Below are 15495 nucleotides of genomic sequence, written 5' to 3'. Positions count from 1 at the left end.
AGTGAAGGAACCATGCAGCGACGAGCACAGCGTAATCAGCGAGCGAAGCGTCTCACCCGCGCCCTTGTCTGCGCGGGCGCCGTCCCCGTGATGCTGGTCGCCGCCGGCTGCTCCTCGGACTCCGGCTCCGAAGAGGGCAAGGACAAGGCGGCCGGCGCCTCCGCGTCGGCGTCCGCGAGCCCGTCCCCGACGGTGCGGGCGGCGGCGTACAAGACGCTCCCGGAGTCGTGCAAGGTGCTGGCGAAGAAGACCCTGGAGGACCTCGCCCCGAAGGCGAAGGCGGGCAAGGAGGGCAATTCGGACGACGTGTCGACGCGCGCCAGTTGCTCCTGGAGCAGCCTCGACAACAACGGCGTGAAGGGCTCGCAGTTCCGCTGGCTGAACGTGTCGCTGCTGCGCTTCGAGTCGGACGCGACGCGCGGCGCGGGCGACGAGCTGGCCAAGGAGTACTACGACAAGCAGGTGCGGGACGCGCAGGCGGCCGAGGGCGCCAGGAAGACCGAGGCGGAGCCGCTCGCCGGGACGGGCGACGAGGCGACGGCCGTGCGGTACGAGCTGAAGAAGAAGGAAGGCACCTTCAAGCAGCAGACGGTCGTGGCCCGCGTGGAGAACGTGGTCGTCACCCTCGACTACAACGGCGCCGGCCTGGCCGGTGACCGGACGCCGAGCGCCGACGACCTGATGAAGGACGCGAAGAAGGCGGCCGCGGAGGCGGTGGCCGCGGTGACGAAGGCGAACGGCGCGGGCTCCGGGACCGGCGGGCCGAGCGGTTCCCCGTCGAAGTCGCCGTCGAAGTCGGCGTCCGCGTCGACGTCGGCGTCCGCCGAGAAGGCGTCGAGCAAGAGCTGATCCGTTGCCGCCCCGGAACCGGCCACCCGTCCCCCGTACGCGTGTGCCACTCTGTTGCGCGCAACAACACGCAAAGGGAGGGGAGTACGGGTGGCCGCGCCACTGCAGCTGACACGGATGCACCGGGTTCTCATCGGCGTGGTCGTCACCGGAGCCGTGATCATCGCCGGGATCGGCTTCGCGGGTTCGTACGCGGCCGTCCGTGAACTGGCCCTGAAGAAGGGCTTCGGGGACTTCAGTTACGTCTTCCCGATCGGCATCGACGCCGGCATCTGCGTCCTGCTGGCCCTGGATCTGCTGCTGACGTGGATCCGCATACCCTTCCCGCTGCTGCGGCAGACGGCGTGGCTGCTGACGGCGGCGACGATCGCCTTCAACGGCGCGGCGGCGTGGCCGGATCCGCTCGGTGTGGGCATGCACGGGGTGATCCCGGTGCTGTTCGTGGTCTCGGTGGAGGCGGCCCGGCACGCGATCGGCCGGATCGCCGACATCACCGCCGACAAGCACATGGAGGGCGTCCGCCTCACCCGGTGGATGCTCTCCCCGGTCCCCACGTTCCTGCTGTGGCGGCGGATGAAGCTGTGGGAGCTGCGCTCCTACGAGCAGGTGATCAAGCTGGAGCAGGAGCGTCTGGTCTACCAGGCCCGCCTGCGGTCCCGCTTCGGCCGCGCCTGGCGCCGCAAGGCCCCGGTGGAGGCCCTGATGCCGCTGCGCCTCGCCAAGTACGGCGTCCCCCTCGCCGACACCGCCCCGGCGGGCCTGGCGGCGGCGGGCATAGAGCCGGCGCTGATCCCCCCGGCGCCCCGGCAGGAGGTGGCCGAGGGCGGACGTGCCGCCGGGACGGCGCCCGTCCTGCAGAAGGCGGCGCCCGCCGGGGAGCAGCGCCCCGAGCTGGTCGCCCACCGGGACCCGGAGCCGGCACCGTACGCGCCCGGAGCCGAGCCCGAGCCCGTCCCGGCCCCCGACCAGAACCCCTGGCTGCACGCCCGGGACCCGCAGTCCGTGGAGTACCACGGGGACTACGACCCCACCTACGACCCGGACCAGTACGCCCAGTGGGTCGCGGAGCAGCGGCAGGCCGAGGAGTACCAGGACCAGTACCAGGAGGAGCCCCCGGTCCGGGAGCCCGCTCCGGAGGAGACCGGCAGCTTCCCCATCCCGGTGAGCCCGGGCCGCACCCGCGAGCTGGGCGAGGGCGGCGGCACGCCGGTCGCCGAGCCGGACGAGGAGGCGTACTACCAGGTGTTCCGCCAGTCGATAGACGGCAGCTACCCCACGCCCCGGGTCCTCGGCGACAACATCCAGGCGACCTACGGCACGACGCTGAGCCCGAGCGCCCTGAAGGCCCTCGCGGAACGCTTCCAGAAGCGCCATTCGGCGGAACTGGAGGAGGACCACATCGCCTAGCCGCACCGCCCGGCCACGACGACGGGGGCGCCCGGTGAGATCACCGGGCGCCCCCGTCGTCGTCGAACCGCGGTCTACTCCCCGAGCAGCGTCCGCACCCGGTCCTGTCCCACCGCGAGCAGCAGCGTGGGCAGGCGCGGGCCGGTGTCCCGCCCGACCAGCAGGTGGTAGAGCAGCGCGAAGAACGACCGCTGGGCGGTCTTGATCTCCGGCGGCAGCTCCTTGGGCGTGGCGTCGGCGGAGAAGCCCGCCTGGACCTTGGGCACGCCGTAGACGAGGTGGGTGAGCCCGTCCAGCGACCAGTGGTCGGCGAGTCCGTCGAGCAGGAGGCGCAGGGACTGCCGGCCCTGCTCGTCGAGCGACTTCAGCAGCTCGGCGTCGGGCTCCGCGCGGACGATGGTGCGCTGGTCGGCGGGGACGTGGGTGTTGATCCACGCCTCGGCCCTGTCGTAGCGCGGCCGGGCCTCGTCGAGCGAGGCGAGCGGGCGGGCCGGGTCGAGCTCGCTGAGGATGCGCAGCGCCTGGTCCTCGTGGCCGGCGGTGATGTCGGCGACGGAGGCGAGGGTGCGGTACGGCAGCGGCCGGGGCGTCCTCGGCAGCTCACCGCTCGCGGTGCGCACCGCGCGGGAGTGCGCGGCGGCGTCGGCGGGCAGCGCGGTGCCGTCGGCGACCTTGGCGTCCAGCCGGTCCCACTCGTCGTAGAGGCGCTGGATCTCCTGGTCGAAGGCGATCTTGAAGGACTGGTTGGGCCTGCGGCGGGCGTACAGCCAGCGCAGCAGCTGCGGCTCCATGATCTTCAGCGCGTCGGCGGGCGTGGGCACGCCGCCGCGCGAGGACGACATCTTGGCCATGCCGCTGATGCCGACGAAGGCGTACATGGGCCCGATGGGCTGCTTGCCGCCGAAGATCCCGACGATCTGCCCGCCGACCTGGAACGACGACCCGGGCGAGGAGTGGTCCACGCCGCTCGGCTCGAAGATCACGCCCTCGTAGGCCCACCGCATCGGCCAGTCGACCTTCCAGACCAGCTTGCCGCGGTTGAACTCGTCGAGCCGGACGGTCTCGGAGAAGCCGCACGCGGTGCAGGCGTAGGTCAGCTCGGTGGAGTCGTCGTCGTAGGAGGCGACGGTGGTCAGGTCCTTCTCGCAGTTGCCGCAGTACGGCTTGTACGGGAAGTACCCGCCGGCGCCGGAGCTGCCGTCGTCCTCGGCGGCGGCGCCCGAGCCCTCGGCGGCCTCCAGCTCGGCCTCGTCGACCGGCTTCTGCTTGGCCTGCTGCTTCTTCTGGTCGGCGGGCTTCGGCTTGGTCCGGTACTGGGCGAGGACCGCGTCGATGTCGTGCCGGTGCTTCATGGCGTGCAGGATCTGCTCGCGGTAGACCCCGGAGGTGTACTGCTCCGTCTGGCTGATCCCGTCGAACTCCACACCCAGCTGGGCCAGCGACTCGACCATCGCGGCCTTGAAGTGCTCGGCCCAGTTCGGGTGCGCGGAGCCCTTCGGTGCCGGGACGGAGGTCAGCGGCTTGCCGATGTGCTCGGACCAGGTCTCGTCGACGCCGTCGACACCGGCCGGCACCTTGCGGTACCGGTCGTAGTCGTCCCAGGAGATCAGGTGCCGGACCCGGTGGCCGCGGCGGCGGATCTCGTCGGCGACGAGGTGCGGGGTCATGACCTCGCGGAGGTTGCCCAGGTGGATCGGGCCGGAGGGGGAGAGGCCGGACGCGACGACGACCGGTTTGCCCGGGGCCCGACGCTCCGACTCCTCGATGACCTCATCCGCGAAACGGGAGACCCAGTCGGTGGTCTCGGTGCTCTGAGCCACGATCGGCACGTCCTTCTTTCTGCTCGGGCAGCCGGTACGGTCGCACGGCTGACCGCTCCATTCTCCCAGGCCCGCCCGCATCCGCGAAAACCGCTTTTCACCGCGTGGGATACTCGACTTCCGCAGCAGTCCACGAACCCGAGAGAACGGCAGCCACTCCATGGCCTCGGTCACGTCCCTCAGCGACTCCGTCCAGCAGCAGCTCGCGTCCGCCCTTTCGGCCACCCGGCCGGAGGCCGCCGGCGCGGACCCGCTGCTGCGACGAAGCGACCGGGCGGACTTCCAGGCCAACGGCATCCTCGCGCTGGCCAAGAAGGCGAAGGCGAACCCGCGGGAGCTGGCGGCCGAGGTCGTCGCGCACATCGTCACCGGCGACGACCTGATCCAGGACGTCGAGGTCTCCGGACCCGGCTTCCTCAACATCACGATCGCGGACCGGGCGATCACGGGGAACCTGGCCGCGCGGTACGCGGACGACACGGGCCGCCTCGGCGTGCCGTCCGCCGACCGCCCTGGCACCACGGTCATCGACTACGCCCAGCCGAACGTGGCGAAGGAGATGCACGTCGGGCACCTGCGGTCCGCGGTGATCGGCGACTCCGTCGTCCGGCTGCTGGAGTTCACCGGCGAGAACGTCGTGCGCCGCCACCACATCGGCGACTGGGGCACCCAGTTCGGCATGCTCATCCAGTACCTGGACGAGCACCCGCACGAGCTGGACCACAGGACCGGCGAGAACCTCCAGGTGTCCGGCGAGGAGGCGATGTCGAACCTCGACCGCCTCTACAAGGCGGCCCGCAGGCTGTTCGACTCCGACGAGGAGTTCAAGACCCGCGCCCGCCGCCGGGTGGTCGACCTCCAGGCCGGCGACCCGGCGACGCTCGCCATGTGGCAGAAGTTCGTCGACGAGTCGAAGATCTACTTCTTCTCCGTCTTCGAGAAGCTGGACATGGAGATCCGCGACGCCGACATCGTCGGCGAGTCCGGCTACAACGACATGCTCGCGGAGACCTGCCGCCTGCTGGAGGAGTCGGGCGTCGCGGTCCGCTCCGAGGGCGCGCTGTGCGTGTTCTTCGACGACGTCAAGGGCCCGGACGGCAACCCGGTCCCGCTGATCGTGCAGAAGTCGGACGGCGGCTTCGGCTACGCGGCGACCGACCTGTCGGCGATCCGCGACCGCGTCTTCCACCTGAAGGCGGACACCCTGCTGTACGTGGTGGACGCCCGCCAGGCGCTGCACTTCAGGATGGTCTTCGAGACCGCCCGCCGGGCCGGCTGGCTGAACGACGACGTGAAGGCGGTCCAGCTCGCCTTCGGCACGGTCCTCGGCAAGGACGGCAAGCCGTTCAAGACCCGTGAGGGCGAGACGGTCCGCCTGGTCGACCTCCTCGACGAGGCGATCGACCGCGCCTCCGCCGTCGTCCGGGAGAAGGCGCAGGACCTGTCCGAGGAGGAGATCGCCGAGCGGGGCACCCAGGTGGGCATCGGCGCGGTGAAGTACGCGGACCTGTCGACGTCGGCGAGCCGGGACTACAAGTTCGACCTGGACCAGATGGTCTCGCTGAACGGCGACACGTCCGTCTACCTCCAGTACGCCTACGCCCGCATCAACTCGATCCTGCGCAAGGCCCCCGAGGGCGTCCGCCCGGCGGCGCACCCGGAGCTCCGGCTGCACGAGGCGGAGCGGGCGCTCGGCCTGCACGCGGACGCGTTCGCGGAGACGGTGGCCGAGGCGGCGCGCGAGTACGCCCCGCACAAGCTGGCGGCGTACCTGTACCAGCTGGCGTCGCTGTACACGTCGTTCTACGACAAGTGCCCGGTGCTGAAGGCCGAGTCGCCCGAGCAGGTGGCCAACCGCCTGTTCCTGTGCGACGTGACGGCCCGGACGCTCCACCGGGGCATGGCGCTGCTGGGCATCCGGACGCCCGAGCGGCTCTGACGCCTCCGCCGGCGAGCGGCACGCGGCCCGTCCTCTCCCCCGGTGGGAGGACGGGCCGCGGCGTTCGCTCAGGCGCAGTGGTCGATGCTGTTGAAGTCCGGGAACGCGGCCCTGGTCCTCGCTCCGGCGACCCCGTCGACGGCGCGGTCGTAGTCGAAGAGGTCCAGGTGGCGCCGCAGCGCCCTGATCGCGTCGGGCCCGACGTGGTCCCGGGCCGGCACGGCGCTCTCCGGGCGCGGGAGGCGTCACCCCCCGCGCGTGCGGCCGCCCCGGCCGAGCCTGGCGGGAGCGGTCCGGGCCGTCTCCGGCCAGGTGTCCAGCGCTGCCCGGGCCGCGTGGTACCCGCACATGCCGTGGACCGAGGGGCCCGGCGGGGTCGCCGAGGAGCACAGCCACGTGCCGGGCAGCGGCGTCCGGTAGGGGTTCCAGCGGGGCACGGGACGGGCCAGCGTCTGCCACAGGGTCATCGCGCCGGAGGCGATGTCGCCGCCCACGTAGTTCGCGTTGTACGCGCCCAGCCGGGCCGCCGGCACGCCGCGCTCGGCGATCACCGTGTCGGTGAAGCCCGGGGCGTGGTTCTCGAGGGCGGCGCGGATCATCGGCAGGGGGTCGCGGGTGTCGCCGTGGGGCACGTGCGCGTAGGCCCACACCGGTCTCCTGCCCCGGACGGCCCGTGCCGGGTCCGCGGCGGCCGGGTCGACCACGATGACGTACGGGTGCGGGGTCCTCAGGCCCCGGGCGGTCGCGGTCTCGGCGCGGGCCAGTTCCGGTGCCGTGCCGTGGGACCCGCCCAGGTGGATCGTGGCGGCCCGGGAGAGGCGGGGGTCGGACCAGGGGATCGCCCCCTCGACGAGGAAGTCGGCCTTGGCGGCGCCCGGGCCGTACCGGTAGCGGGACAGGGCGCGGAGGTACCCGGTGGGCAGCGGGGCGATCCGGGCCAGTTCGCGGGGCGAGACGTCCAGCAGGGTGAGGCCGCGGGCGGGCAGGTCCCGCAGGCTGTCCACCCGGACGCCGGTGTGGATCCGGCCGCCGAGCCGCTCGATCTGCGCGGCCATGACGGCGGCGACGGCCCCGGAGCCGCCCCGCGGGACGGGCCAGCCGGTGGTGTGGGCGAGGTGCCCGAGCAGCAGGGCGACCGCGGCGGACGCCGGTGAGGGGAGCCGGCCGATGCCGTGGGCGGCCACCCCCGTGAGGAGAGCCCGGGCCGCCTCGGTGCGCAGGCCGCCGCCGGCGCGCAGGGCCTGGGCCGGCAGACGGGTGGCCAGGACGGCCAGGGCCCTCGGGTTCGGCGGCGTGCGCTGTGTGGAGAGCATCAGCTCCACCACGTCCGCGGAACGCTCCATCAGCGGGAGCATCAGCCGCCGCCAGCGCGGCCCGTCCCCGCCGAGTCCGGCGCAGGTGGCGTCGAGGTCACGCCAGGCCAGGGCGGCCGGCCGGCCCTTGAGGGGGTGCGCGTAGGCGGCCGGGGAGTGCAGCAGGGCGACGCCGTGCGCCTCCAGGCCGAGCGACCGCATGAACGGGGACACCGGCGCCATGGGGTGGACGGCCGCGCAGATGTCGTGCACCACCTCCGAGTCGAACAGCGGTTCCGAGCGCAGTCCCCCGCCGATGCGGTCGTGCGCCTCGAACACCTCGACCCGGAGCCCGGCGCGGGCGAGGGTGAGCGCGGCGGCGAGCCCGTTCGGCCCGGAACCGACGACGACGGCGTCCGTCATGAACGTCCTCTCAGTGGAAGGCCAGCCACCCGATGCCCAGGGCGCAGGTGAGGCCGGCGGCGGCCACGGCGGCGGGCCGGTTGCGGTGCAGCGCGCACCAGAGCAGCGCGGCGGTCACCAGCACGGCGCCCGTGCCGATCGCGGCGCGCAACGGCCCGTCGCCGTACCCGTATGCACCGAAGTTCCTCGCCAGCCAGGCGAACCAGGCGATCCTCATGACGCTCCCTGTGGCTCTCTGTCGGTGGTGGTGATCAGGTCCCGCCGCGCGGCGCGGGAGCCGCGAGAAGGGCTTTCCTGGCGAGACGCTCGGTGCCGGCCGCGTCGCCCAGGCGGTGCAGGACGATCCAGCGGCCGTCGTCGTGCGCGGCGGCCACGACGGACGAGCCGCGCGTGGCGCCGTTGTGCCACGTGATCGAGGAGCCGCGCCGCCAACTGGGCGCGGGCGGGCCCAGCCGGCGCTCGACGAGCAGTCCGACCACGACCCGGGACAGGGTCCGGCAGGTGGACCACAGACCGCCGGCCGGCAGGATCGGTCCGGTCAGGGTCCACAGGGGGCGGGGCCGGCCGAGCAGACCGCGCGGGACGAGGCGTCGCTCCTGCGGCGGCAGCGCGGTCACCGCACCCGCCTCCAGCCCCAGCGGCGACAGGACGTGCTCGTCCACGAGTTGTTGGTACGGGCGTCCCGTGACGGTGGTGAGGGCGTGCCCGAGCACGGCGTACCCGAGGTTGGAGTACTCCTCCTCCCCCAGCCGTCCCGTGGCCACCCGGTCCAGCTCGCGCAGCGAGGCGCGCAGGGCCTGTTCGGTGAAGGGGGCGTACGGGTCGTCGGGCGGGCCGGCGGGGCCGGCGGGCAGGCGCGGCAGGCCCGAGGTGTGCTCGGCGAGGTGCCGGAGCGTGATGCCCGTCCCGGCGGGCACCTCCTCCAGGCACTCCTCCAGCGGGGTGTCGAGGCCGACGACCCCGTCCTTCGCCAGCCGGGTCAGGACGGTTCCGGTGAACACCTTGCTGAGGGAACCGATTTCCACGAACCGGTCCTGGTCATGGCCGTGGGCGGTCCGGTCGTCGATACCGGCGCCGCCCAGCAGGCAGATCGGGGTGGGCACGTTGTCCGTCGCTCCTGTCGGTCGGATGTCGGTCGGATGTCGGTCAGACGGGTTCGGCCTCGGGTGCGGCCGTCCTCGTTCCGCTCTCCCCGCCCGGTCGCTCCGCCTTCGGGGGTGCTTCCGCCTCCGCCTCGGGCGTCCGGGCCCCGGGAAGCCTGCCCCGGACCCACGACAGGGCACGGTCGAGGGCGCCGGACAGGAAGACCAGATCGCACGCGATCATCGTCAGGGCGAAGCCGGTCAGCCCCATGAAGAACGCGATCGACAGGTGGAAGCAGACGGAGGCGGCGGCCGCCCAGGGACGCAGTGCCGGGACGAGCACGCCCAGGGGGAAGTAGACCAGGAAGGCGACCGTCCCGTAGGTGCCGAGCACGACCAGGAGGTCGTTCTCGTACACCAGGTCCGACCAGCCGGGCAGTTCGAACTCCGCGACGCGCATGATGTAGAAGAGCGCGGTGCCGTCCTGCCACTCCTCGCCCATGACCTTGTAGAGGCCGGAGACGACGTAGACCAGGCAGATCTGCGCCGCCACCATGAGGACGCCCAGGTTGTGGAACGGCACGGACACCGCGCGCAGTCGCCCGGGAACCCGCTGGGCGAGACGGTCCGCGAGGCCGGTGGGCAGGGCGAACCGGTCGTAGCAGCGCGTCAGGAGCAGGAACGGGATGACGACGTACGCGAGGTTGTCCCCGCCGTCCAGGAGGCCGGGCTGCCGCTGGTAGACGGACCACAGCAGCGCCCAGTGGAGCGCCAGTCCGGGCCGGCCGCCGACGCCGAGCATCACGGCCAGCGCGGCGGCCATCCCCAGGTGGTAGACGAGCTGGAAGTACCCGGGCGACGCCGACAGCGTGTACAGGCTGAAGCCGGTCAGCTGTGCCTCGAACTCCTCGTGCGGCAGCACCCCGTCGGGGCCGAACAGGTAGTTCCGCTCCTGGTACTGGCTCGCGTAGTACATGAGCCCGACGAAACCGAGCAGCACGCGTGTTCCCGACACGCCGGTGACGGCCACGGGGTCCAGGGACCAGGAATCCAGCCGGGCGGTGACGTTCCTCAGGGACCTCCTCATCGCAGATCCCGGGTCTTCTGCCAGGCGAAATCCTTCACCAGGACCTTTCCTTCGGCGGAGGGGTCACGACGCTTCGACCACGGCGGCAACTCGTGCACGTACATGCGGACCTGGACCTTCACCGCTTCTCCGCCGCACGCGGCGGGCATCTGGTCGTAGGCGTACCGGGACAGCCCTTTCACCGCCTCCGCCTCGGTGGCCTTCTCGTAGGGCAGCGGGGGCAGCACGGGCTTCTTGTCGTTGGTCTGCTGCTGGCGGATCCTCCTGAGCAGTTCCTCGCTGCTGGTGATGTTCTGCAGGTGCGCGGAGACGATACGGACCTCCCGCGACGGGAAGAAGCGGGAGGCCCGCGCCTTCTCCACGCCACGGGCCGACACGTCGTGGTACCGCGTCACCGATCCGTCCGCGCAGGCGGCCCTCGCCAGGATGCCGCGGTCGTCGGAGACGGGCGTCGGGGCGAAGAGCTGCCAGTTCTGCGAGAAGTACGGGTCGAGGTATTCCGCCACCCGGTCGCCGTAGACGAGTTTCGCCGGGCTGAGCGGCGCCTGGGACAGCGCGGCCATGGTCATGTGGGCGCCCAGGAGGGCGCCGCCGACAACGAGCGCCGCCCTCCTGGTGGTGCGGTACGGGTGCGTCACGTGGTGCTCAGCGGTCGAAGACCGTGTCGGCCGTGACTCCCTGCGGCAGGTTCGCCGGAGGGGCGAAGACGCTGCCGTGCGACAGCATGTTGTCGGCGTTGCTCTTCGCCACCACGGCCATGCCCTTGCCGACGGCCGTGGCCTTGTTGGCGGCCTTGGTGGCGGCCTTGCCGACGGACTTGGCCGCCTTGCCCACCAGGGACCCGATGGCCTGCGGGGCCTTGTCCTGCGAGGGCTGGGCGGCGGCCACGGGCGCGGCCGGCCGGGCCGGCACGGCCTGGGCGCTGCCCTGGGTGGCGACGAAGAGGGCGACACCGGCGGTGGCGGCACCGGCCGCGGTGGCGATCTTCTTGATGTTCATACGGTTTCTCTCCCCCAGGATGGTGATCCAGGTACGGGCAAAGCCGTGCGCCCGGTCGGGTGTTCCGGGTCCGTTTCCACGCACGGCGAACGACGTCGTCGAGCCTGCCAGTGTGGGGCGGGCCCTTCCATTGCCTCCTGAGGCAATGCCTTCAGCGGCAATGCCTCAGGAGGCGATTGCCTTCTCGCCGAGGGATTCGTAATTCTGGAACGCCACCAGGCTCGCCTCGAACCTGGATCCCACACCCAGTTTGCGCACGACGCTGGTGACATGGGCGCGAACGGTTCGTTCGGCGATTCCGAGCTGCCGGGCGAGCACGCGATTCGTCTCGCCTTTCGCCAGGTGGCGCAGCACCTCGCGCTCCCGGTCGGTCAGACGCGCCAGCGTCGCCACATCAACGGAAACATCGAACGGCCGGGTCTTTGCGACCGTGGTCAAGTGAGATCTCCCCCTGATTACTTGCCCCTGCCGGCCCGGAAAACGGCACGGCAGGACGAGCCGGTCGTACTTCCGGCGGGCGGTGGTCAGTCGCCGCACCGGTGTTTCACCCGGCTCGTTTCTTCATGCGCAGTTTAGTGGCGAGGACCGATGGAAACCAGCCGGGGTGACCCGAATCACCGTCAACTGCCGTCGGCAATGCGGGAAATACCGTTCCCACACGTCCGGCGCCTTACATTTCGTTTTGTTTTGAATGGTTGACGATTCGATCAGGTGCCGGCATTCGGGCGCCGGCCACCGGACGGTTCGTCCGGCGTGACGGAGCGCTACGCGGACCGCAGCCCCGCCCCCAGCCTGCGCAGCCCCTCCGCGATCTCCTGCGGGGTCTGCGTCACGAAGCACAGCCGCAGCGTGGCGCGGTCCGGGTCGGCGGCGTGGAAGGGGGCGCCGGGGACGTAGGCCACGTTCCGGCGGACCACCTGCGGGAGCAGGGCCGTGGTGTCGTACGGCTCCGGCAGGCGGACCCAGAGGAACATGCCGCCCTCGGGCCGGCTCCAGGTCGAGCCGTCCGGCAGGGCGGCGGCGAGTCCGGCGAGCATGGCGTCGCGCCGTTCGCCGTACGCGCCCGCGACGCGCCGGACGTGGGCGTCGAGGTCGTGGTCGGCGAGGTAGCGGGCCGCGGCGAGCTGGTTGACGGTCGGGGTGTGCAGGTCGGCGGCCTGCTTGGCGACGGCGCAGGCGCGGCGCAGCGCGGCGGGCGCGCGCAGCCAGCCCAGCCGCAGTCCGGGCGCCATGACCTTGGAGAAGCTGCCCAGCAGCACCGTGCGGTCCTCCGCCCCCGGGTGGGCGGCGATCCACGGCACGCGTTCGCCCTCGTAGCGCAGTTCCCCGTAGGGGTCGTCCTCGACGATCCACAGCCCGCGCCGGGCGGCGACCCCGGCCACGGCGGCACGGCGCGCGGCGGGCAGGGTGCGGCCGGTCGGGTTCTGGAAGGTGGGCACGGTGTAGAGCAGCTTGGGCCGCTCGCGGACCACCAGCTCGTCCAACGCCTCGGGGTCGAGCCCGTGTTCGTCGCCGGGCACGGCCACCACCCGCGCCCCGGCCAGGCCGAAGGACTGAAGTGCCGCCAGGTAGCAGGGGTTCTCCACCAGGACCGTGTCGCCGGGTTCGAGCAGCGCGGTGGCGAGGAGGGAGAGCGCCTGCTGGGAGCCGGTGGTGACGATCAGGTCGTCGGGGCCGGTGGGCAGTCCGCGCGCGCCGGTGCGTTCGGCGAGCGCGGCCCGCAGCGCCGGCTCGCCCTCGGTCGTGGAGTACTGCAGCGCCCGCGCGGGCGTCTCGGCGAGCACCGCCCGGTACGCCGCCGCGATGCCGTCGGCGTCGAACAGCTCCGGTGCCGGCAGCCCGCCCGCGAAGTTGATCACCTCGGGGCGGGCGGTGACGGCCAGGATGTCCCGCACGGGCGAACCGCCGACGCCGCGCGCCCGCGCGGCGAGCGGCGGCGTGGGGGCGGCGGGGACGGCGGGTTCGGTGACGGTCATGGGGCGGCTCCTTCGGCAGCGGTGACGGCGCGTCACCGCAGCCTAGGAAACTGCGTGCTCCATACATGCGACTTTCCGCGATCCGGACACCGGCCGGTGCGCCGGATCAGGTGCCGTCGTAGTGCTCCCAGGCGCTGCCGCCGAGCGGGTAGCCGTAGTAGTCCGTGCCCGAGGCGCTGGTGCGGAACGGCTTGCCCTGGTCGTCGATGCGGACCGTGCCCTTCCGGGATCCGCTGGACCACTGGAGCTCCAGGTACCAGCGGACGTCGTGCCCGCTGGTGTGCGCGCTGACGTAGAAGACCTCCGGGTCGGACTCGCTCACCGAGTAGGGGAAGTCCCGCTGCCCGTTGACCGGGGTCGCCAGGGGGTTGCCGAGGTCGAGCGACACGTCGAACGCCTTGGTGCCCACCTCGCCCCCGCAGCCCACGCCCATCGCGTACTCGTTCCAGGCGAGCGGTGCCGCCCTGCCCACCACGCGCACGTGCAGGGCCTGGAGGACGACGGTCTCCTCACCCGTGCCCTGCACGGTGAGCGCGACCGTCTGCCGGTCGGCGGAGACGGCGCCGAGCGCGGTGGCCCAGCCGACCGCGTCCTGCTGGGCGGGCGGCCTCGACACGTTCTGCGGGCTCCGGTCGATCAGGAAGCTGTGCTCGCAGGGGACGTCCCAGTAGTACGGCGTGTTCTGGACGGTGACCGGCACGGTCTTCCGCCCCTCGGTGTCCCGGCCGGCGGGATCGCCGCCCTTCCCGCCCCGGGAGGCCGAGGGACCCGGCGTCGTCCCGCTCTTGCCGGCCCCGGAGGCGGAGACGGACGGCGAGGCCGACGCGCTCCTGCTCGGGGAGGCCGACCGCGCGGTCCGCGACGGCGACGCGGACGCCGGGTCGGGAGCGGTGGCTCCGGCGGCCTCGGAGGGGCCGTCCCGCCCGGTGCCCCCGTCCGGGAGCAGGGTCACCCCGAGCACCACGGCGGTGACGAGGGCGACGGCCGTCCCGGCGTACAGCGCGGCCCGCCGCGCCGGACGGCGCCCGCCCGCCGGCGCACCGTCGCGCGCCTCACCGACCACGGTGACGACCTGCTCCCCGGCGGACTCCCCGGCACCGGGGGCCGCACCGGCCTCGGCACCGGGGGACTCGCCCGCGGGTCCGGCGGGAGCGGCACCGGCATCGGGAGACTCGCCCGCGGGTCCGGCGGGCCCGGCCTCGGCACCGAGGGGCGCGTGCACGGCCTCCGGGTCCCCGTCCGCGGCCGCCGGCGCCGGACGCTCCGTCTCCGGGGACGTACCCCCGGCCGCCGAAGGCGCCTTGCCCTTCGCCCCGTCGCTCCCGTCGCTCCCCTTGCCTGCCTTGTCTTCCTTGCCTTCCTTCACGCCCCGCAGGGCGTCCGCGCGGATCCAGCGGCGGTGGAGCTCCAGCAGCTCCTCAGGGGTCGCCCGGCACACCCGGGCCAGGCGTTCGACCGGTGCGAACTCGACCGGGACGACCTCTCCGCTGACGTAGCGGTGAAGGGTCGACGCACTCATGTGCAACCGCTTGCCCAGGACCCCGTAGCTGAGGCCCGAACGCTCCTTCAGCTCCTTCAACAGCCCCGCGAAATCGTCCCCCGCCACCATCTCTCCCACTCCCCGCATCCCCGTACCGCGTCCCAGCGGGACACCGTTCCCCCAGCTCAGAGCCGTTTTCGGCATCCCATTGTCCCGCATGTCCCGGCGTTACTGGCGACCGGGACGGGGCGTGTCACACGCTGTGGTCATCCAAGCAGCCGCTCCCCGGCACCGGTTGAGCGGCCGTCACACTCCAGCCACTTCCTGAAGGAGCTCCACCATGTCCGCACGCACCGCCCGCACCCGCCTGTTCGCCCTGTCCACCGTCGCGCTGGCCGCGCTGGCGCTGACGGCCTGCGAGAGCGGGTCGGACACCGGCGCCAGCAGCCCGTCCTCCTCCACGACGGCCACCGCCGGGGCGAAGCCGTCCACCGGGGACTCCGCCGGCACGGCCGGCGGCACCGGCGCGAACGACTCAAAGGGCACGGACGCCCAGGGCGACAAGGGCACTTCGGCCGGCTCCTCGGGCACCGGCACCGGGAAGGGCACCGCCACCGGCACCGGCGGCGGCAAGGGGAACGGCACGGGATCCGGCTCCGGCGCGCAGGACAAGGGGATCCCCGGCAAGTGCTCCGCGTCCGACGTGAGGATCACCGCCACGGAGGTGCCCCGCCCGATCAACCACCTGCTGCTGACGGCCACCAACACCGGCTCGAAGACGTGCCACCTGCCCGCCTACCCGCAGGCGCGGTTCGGCGAGGCCCAGTCCGTGCCGCCGGTCGCGGAGGAGACCAAGCCGCAGGCGGTGACGACCCTGGAGCCCGGCGCGTCCGGTTACGCGGGCGTGCTGCTGTCGGCCGGCGACGGCAGCGGCGGGAACGGCCGCACGGTGAACACCCTCACGGTCCCGTTCGACGACGGCTCGATCGCCACCGTGAGCCTGCCCTCCGGCGGCGTCCACGTCGACGACGCCCTGACGGTCACCTACTGGCAGACCGACGTGGACCTCGCCCTCTCCCACTGAGGGCCCCGATGCCACCGAGGGCTCCGGCCCCGCCCCGGCCGCACCTGCGCCGCCGGG

General features: G+C 72.8%; 15 protein-coding genes. 4 read left to right on the top strand and 11 right to left on the bottom strand.

Annotation, left to right across the window (positions count from 1 at the left end; translation table 11 throughout):
• Positions 1 to 12: 12 nt before the first annotated feature.
• Together GL259_RS22095 and GL259_RS22090 are read left to right on the top strand one after the other, a co-directional pair.
• The gene (locus GL259_RS22095) at positions 13 to 849 is read left to right on the top strand and encodes a DUF3558 family protein (protein WP_347814621.1); all 837 of its coding nucleotides are present in this window, start codon (positions 13 to 15) and stop codon (positions 847 to 849) included.
• Positions 850 to 939: 90 nt separating this feature from the next.
• Complete coding sequence (locus tag GL259_RS22090; RefSeq protein ID WP_159535095.1) at positions 940 to 2256, top strand: DUF2637 domain-containing protein; 1317 nt, start codon at positions 940 to 942, stop codon at positions 2254 to 2256.
• Between the two features lie 74 nt (positions 2257 to 2330).
• Here the strand turns inward: GL259_RS22090 and lysS are convergent, their stop codons facing one another.
• The gene (gene lysS, locus GL259_RS22085; protein WP_159535094.1) at positions 2331 to 4085 is read right to left on the bottom strand and encodes a lysine--tRNA ligase; all 1755 of its coding nucleotides are present in this window, start codon (positions 4083 to 4085) and stop codon (positions 2331 to 2333) included.
• A 151-nt stretch (positions 4086 to 4236) separates the two neighbouring features.
• Here lysS and argS point away from each other — a divergent pair, with 151 nt between their 5' ends.
• Positions 4237 to 6015, top strand: coding sequence for an arginine--tRNA ligase (argS, locus tag GL259_RS22080; RefSeq protein WP_159535093.1), 1779 nt, complete (start codon positions 4237 to 4239; stop codon positions 6013 to 6015).
• Positions 6016 to 6083: 68 nt separating this feature from the next.
• On the opposite strand, the gene GL259_RS22075 is transcribed toward argS, so the two are convergent.
• The 10 genes from GL259_RS22075 to GL259_RS22030 form a co-directional block, all read right to left on the bottom strand.
• Complete coding sequence (locus GL259_RS22075; RefSeq protein WP_159535092.1) at positions 6084 to 6236, bottom strand: hypothetical protein; 153 nt, start codon at positions 6234 to 6236, stop codon at positions 6084 to 6086.
• A gap of 24 nt (positions 6237 to 6260) precedes the next feature.
• Positions 6261 to 7730, bottom strand: a complete 1470-nt coding sequence (locus GL259_RS22070; protein ID WP_159535091.1) for an NAD(P)/FAD-dependent oxidoreductase — start codon at positions 7728 to 7730, stop codon at positions 6261 to 6263.
• A gap of 10 nt (positions 7731 to 7740) precedes the next feature.
• Positions 7741 to 7947 carry a hypothetical protein gene (locus GL259_RS22065; protein WP_159535090.1) on the bottom strand — a complete coding sequence of 69 codons (207 nt, stop codon included), beginning with the start codon at positions 7945 to 7947 and terminating at the stop codon, positions 7741 to 7743.
• 34 nt (positions 7948 to 7981) lie between these two features.
• Positions 7982 to 8833 carry a serine hydrolase domain-containing protein gene (locus GL259_RS22060; protein ID WP_159535089.1) on the bottom strand — a complete coding sequence of 284 codons (852 nt, stop codon included), beginning with the start codon at positions 8831 to 8833 and terminating at the stop codon, positions 7982 to 7984.
• Between the two features lie 43 nt (positions 8834 to 8876).
• Positions 8877 to 9899, bottom strand: a complete 1023-nt coding sequence (locus GL259_RS22055) for an HTTM domain-containing protein (RefSeq protein WP_159535088.1) — start codon at positions 9897 to 9899, stop codon at positions 8877 to 8879.
• On the bottom strand, positions 9896 to 10537 hold the full coding sequence (locus tag GL259_RS22050) for a DUF5819 family protein (protein WP_159535087.1): 642 nt from the start codon (positions 10535 to 10537) through the stop codon (positions 9896 to 9898). The genes GL259_RS22055 and GL259_RS22050 overlap by 4 nt, the downstream gene beginning before the upstream one ends.
• A gap of 7 nt (positions 10538 to 10544) precedes the next feature.
• Positions 10545 to 10898, bottom strand: a complete 354-nt coding sequence (locus tag GL259_RS22045) for a hypothetical protein (RefSeq protein WP_159535086.1) — start codon at positions 10896 to 10898, stop codon at positions 10545 to 10547.
• A 165-nt stretch (positions 10899 to 11063) separates the two neighbouring features.
• Positions 11064 to 11336 (bottom strand): LuxR C-terminal-related transcriptional regulator, encoded by a 273-nt coding sequence (locus GL259_RS22040; protein WP_159535085.1) that lies wholly within the window; start codon positions 11334 to 11336, stop codon positions 11064 to 11066.
• Between the two features lie 326 nt (positions 11337 to 11662).
• Entirely contained in the window at positions 11663 to 12874 is a 1212-nt protein-coding gene (locus GL259_RS22035; protein ID WP_159535084.1) for a PLP-dependent aminotransferase family protein, read from the bottom strand.
• 106 nt (positions 12875 to 12980) lie between these two features.
• The gene (locus tag GL259_RS22030) at positions 12981 to 14480 is read right to left on the bottom strand and encodes a helix-turn-helix transcriptional regulator (RefSeq protein WP_159538852.1); all 1500 of its coding nucleotides are present in this window, start codon (positions 14478 to 14480) and stop codon (positions 12981 to 12983) included.
• 214 nt (positions 14481 to 14694) lie between these two features.
• Here GL259_RS22030 and GL259_RS22025 point away from each other — a divergent pair, with 214 nt between their 5' ends.
• Positions 14695 to 15438, top strand: coding sequence for a DUF4232 domain-containing protein (locus tag GL259_RS22025; protein WP_159535083.1), 744 nt, complete (start codon positions 14695 to 14697; stop codon positions 15436 to 15438).
• Positions 15439 to 15495: the final 57 nt, after the last annotated feature.

This window comes from Streptomyces sp. Tu 3180 (assembly GCF_009852415.1).
In the GTDB taxonomy this organism is placed as follows: Bacteria; Actinomycetota; Actinomycetes; order Streptomycetales; family Streptomycetaceae; genus Streptomyces.
The sequence above is the reverse complement of the archived record's forward strand: the minus strand, read 5'-3'. Positions and strand labels throughout refer to the sequence as shown.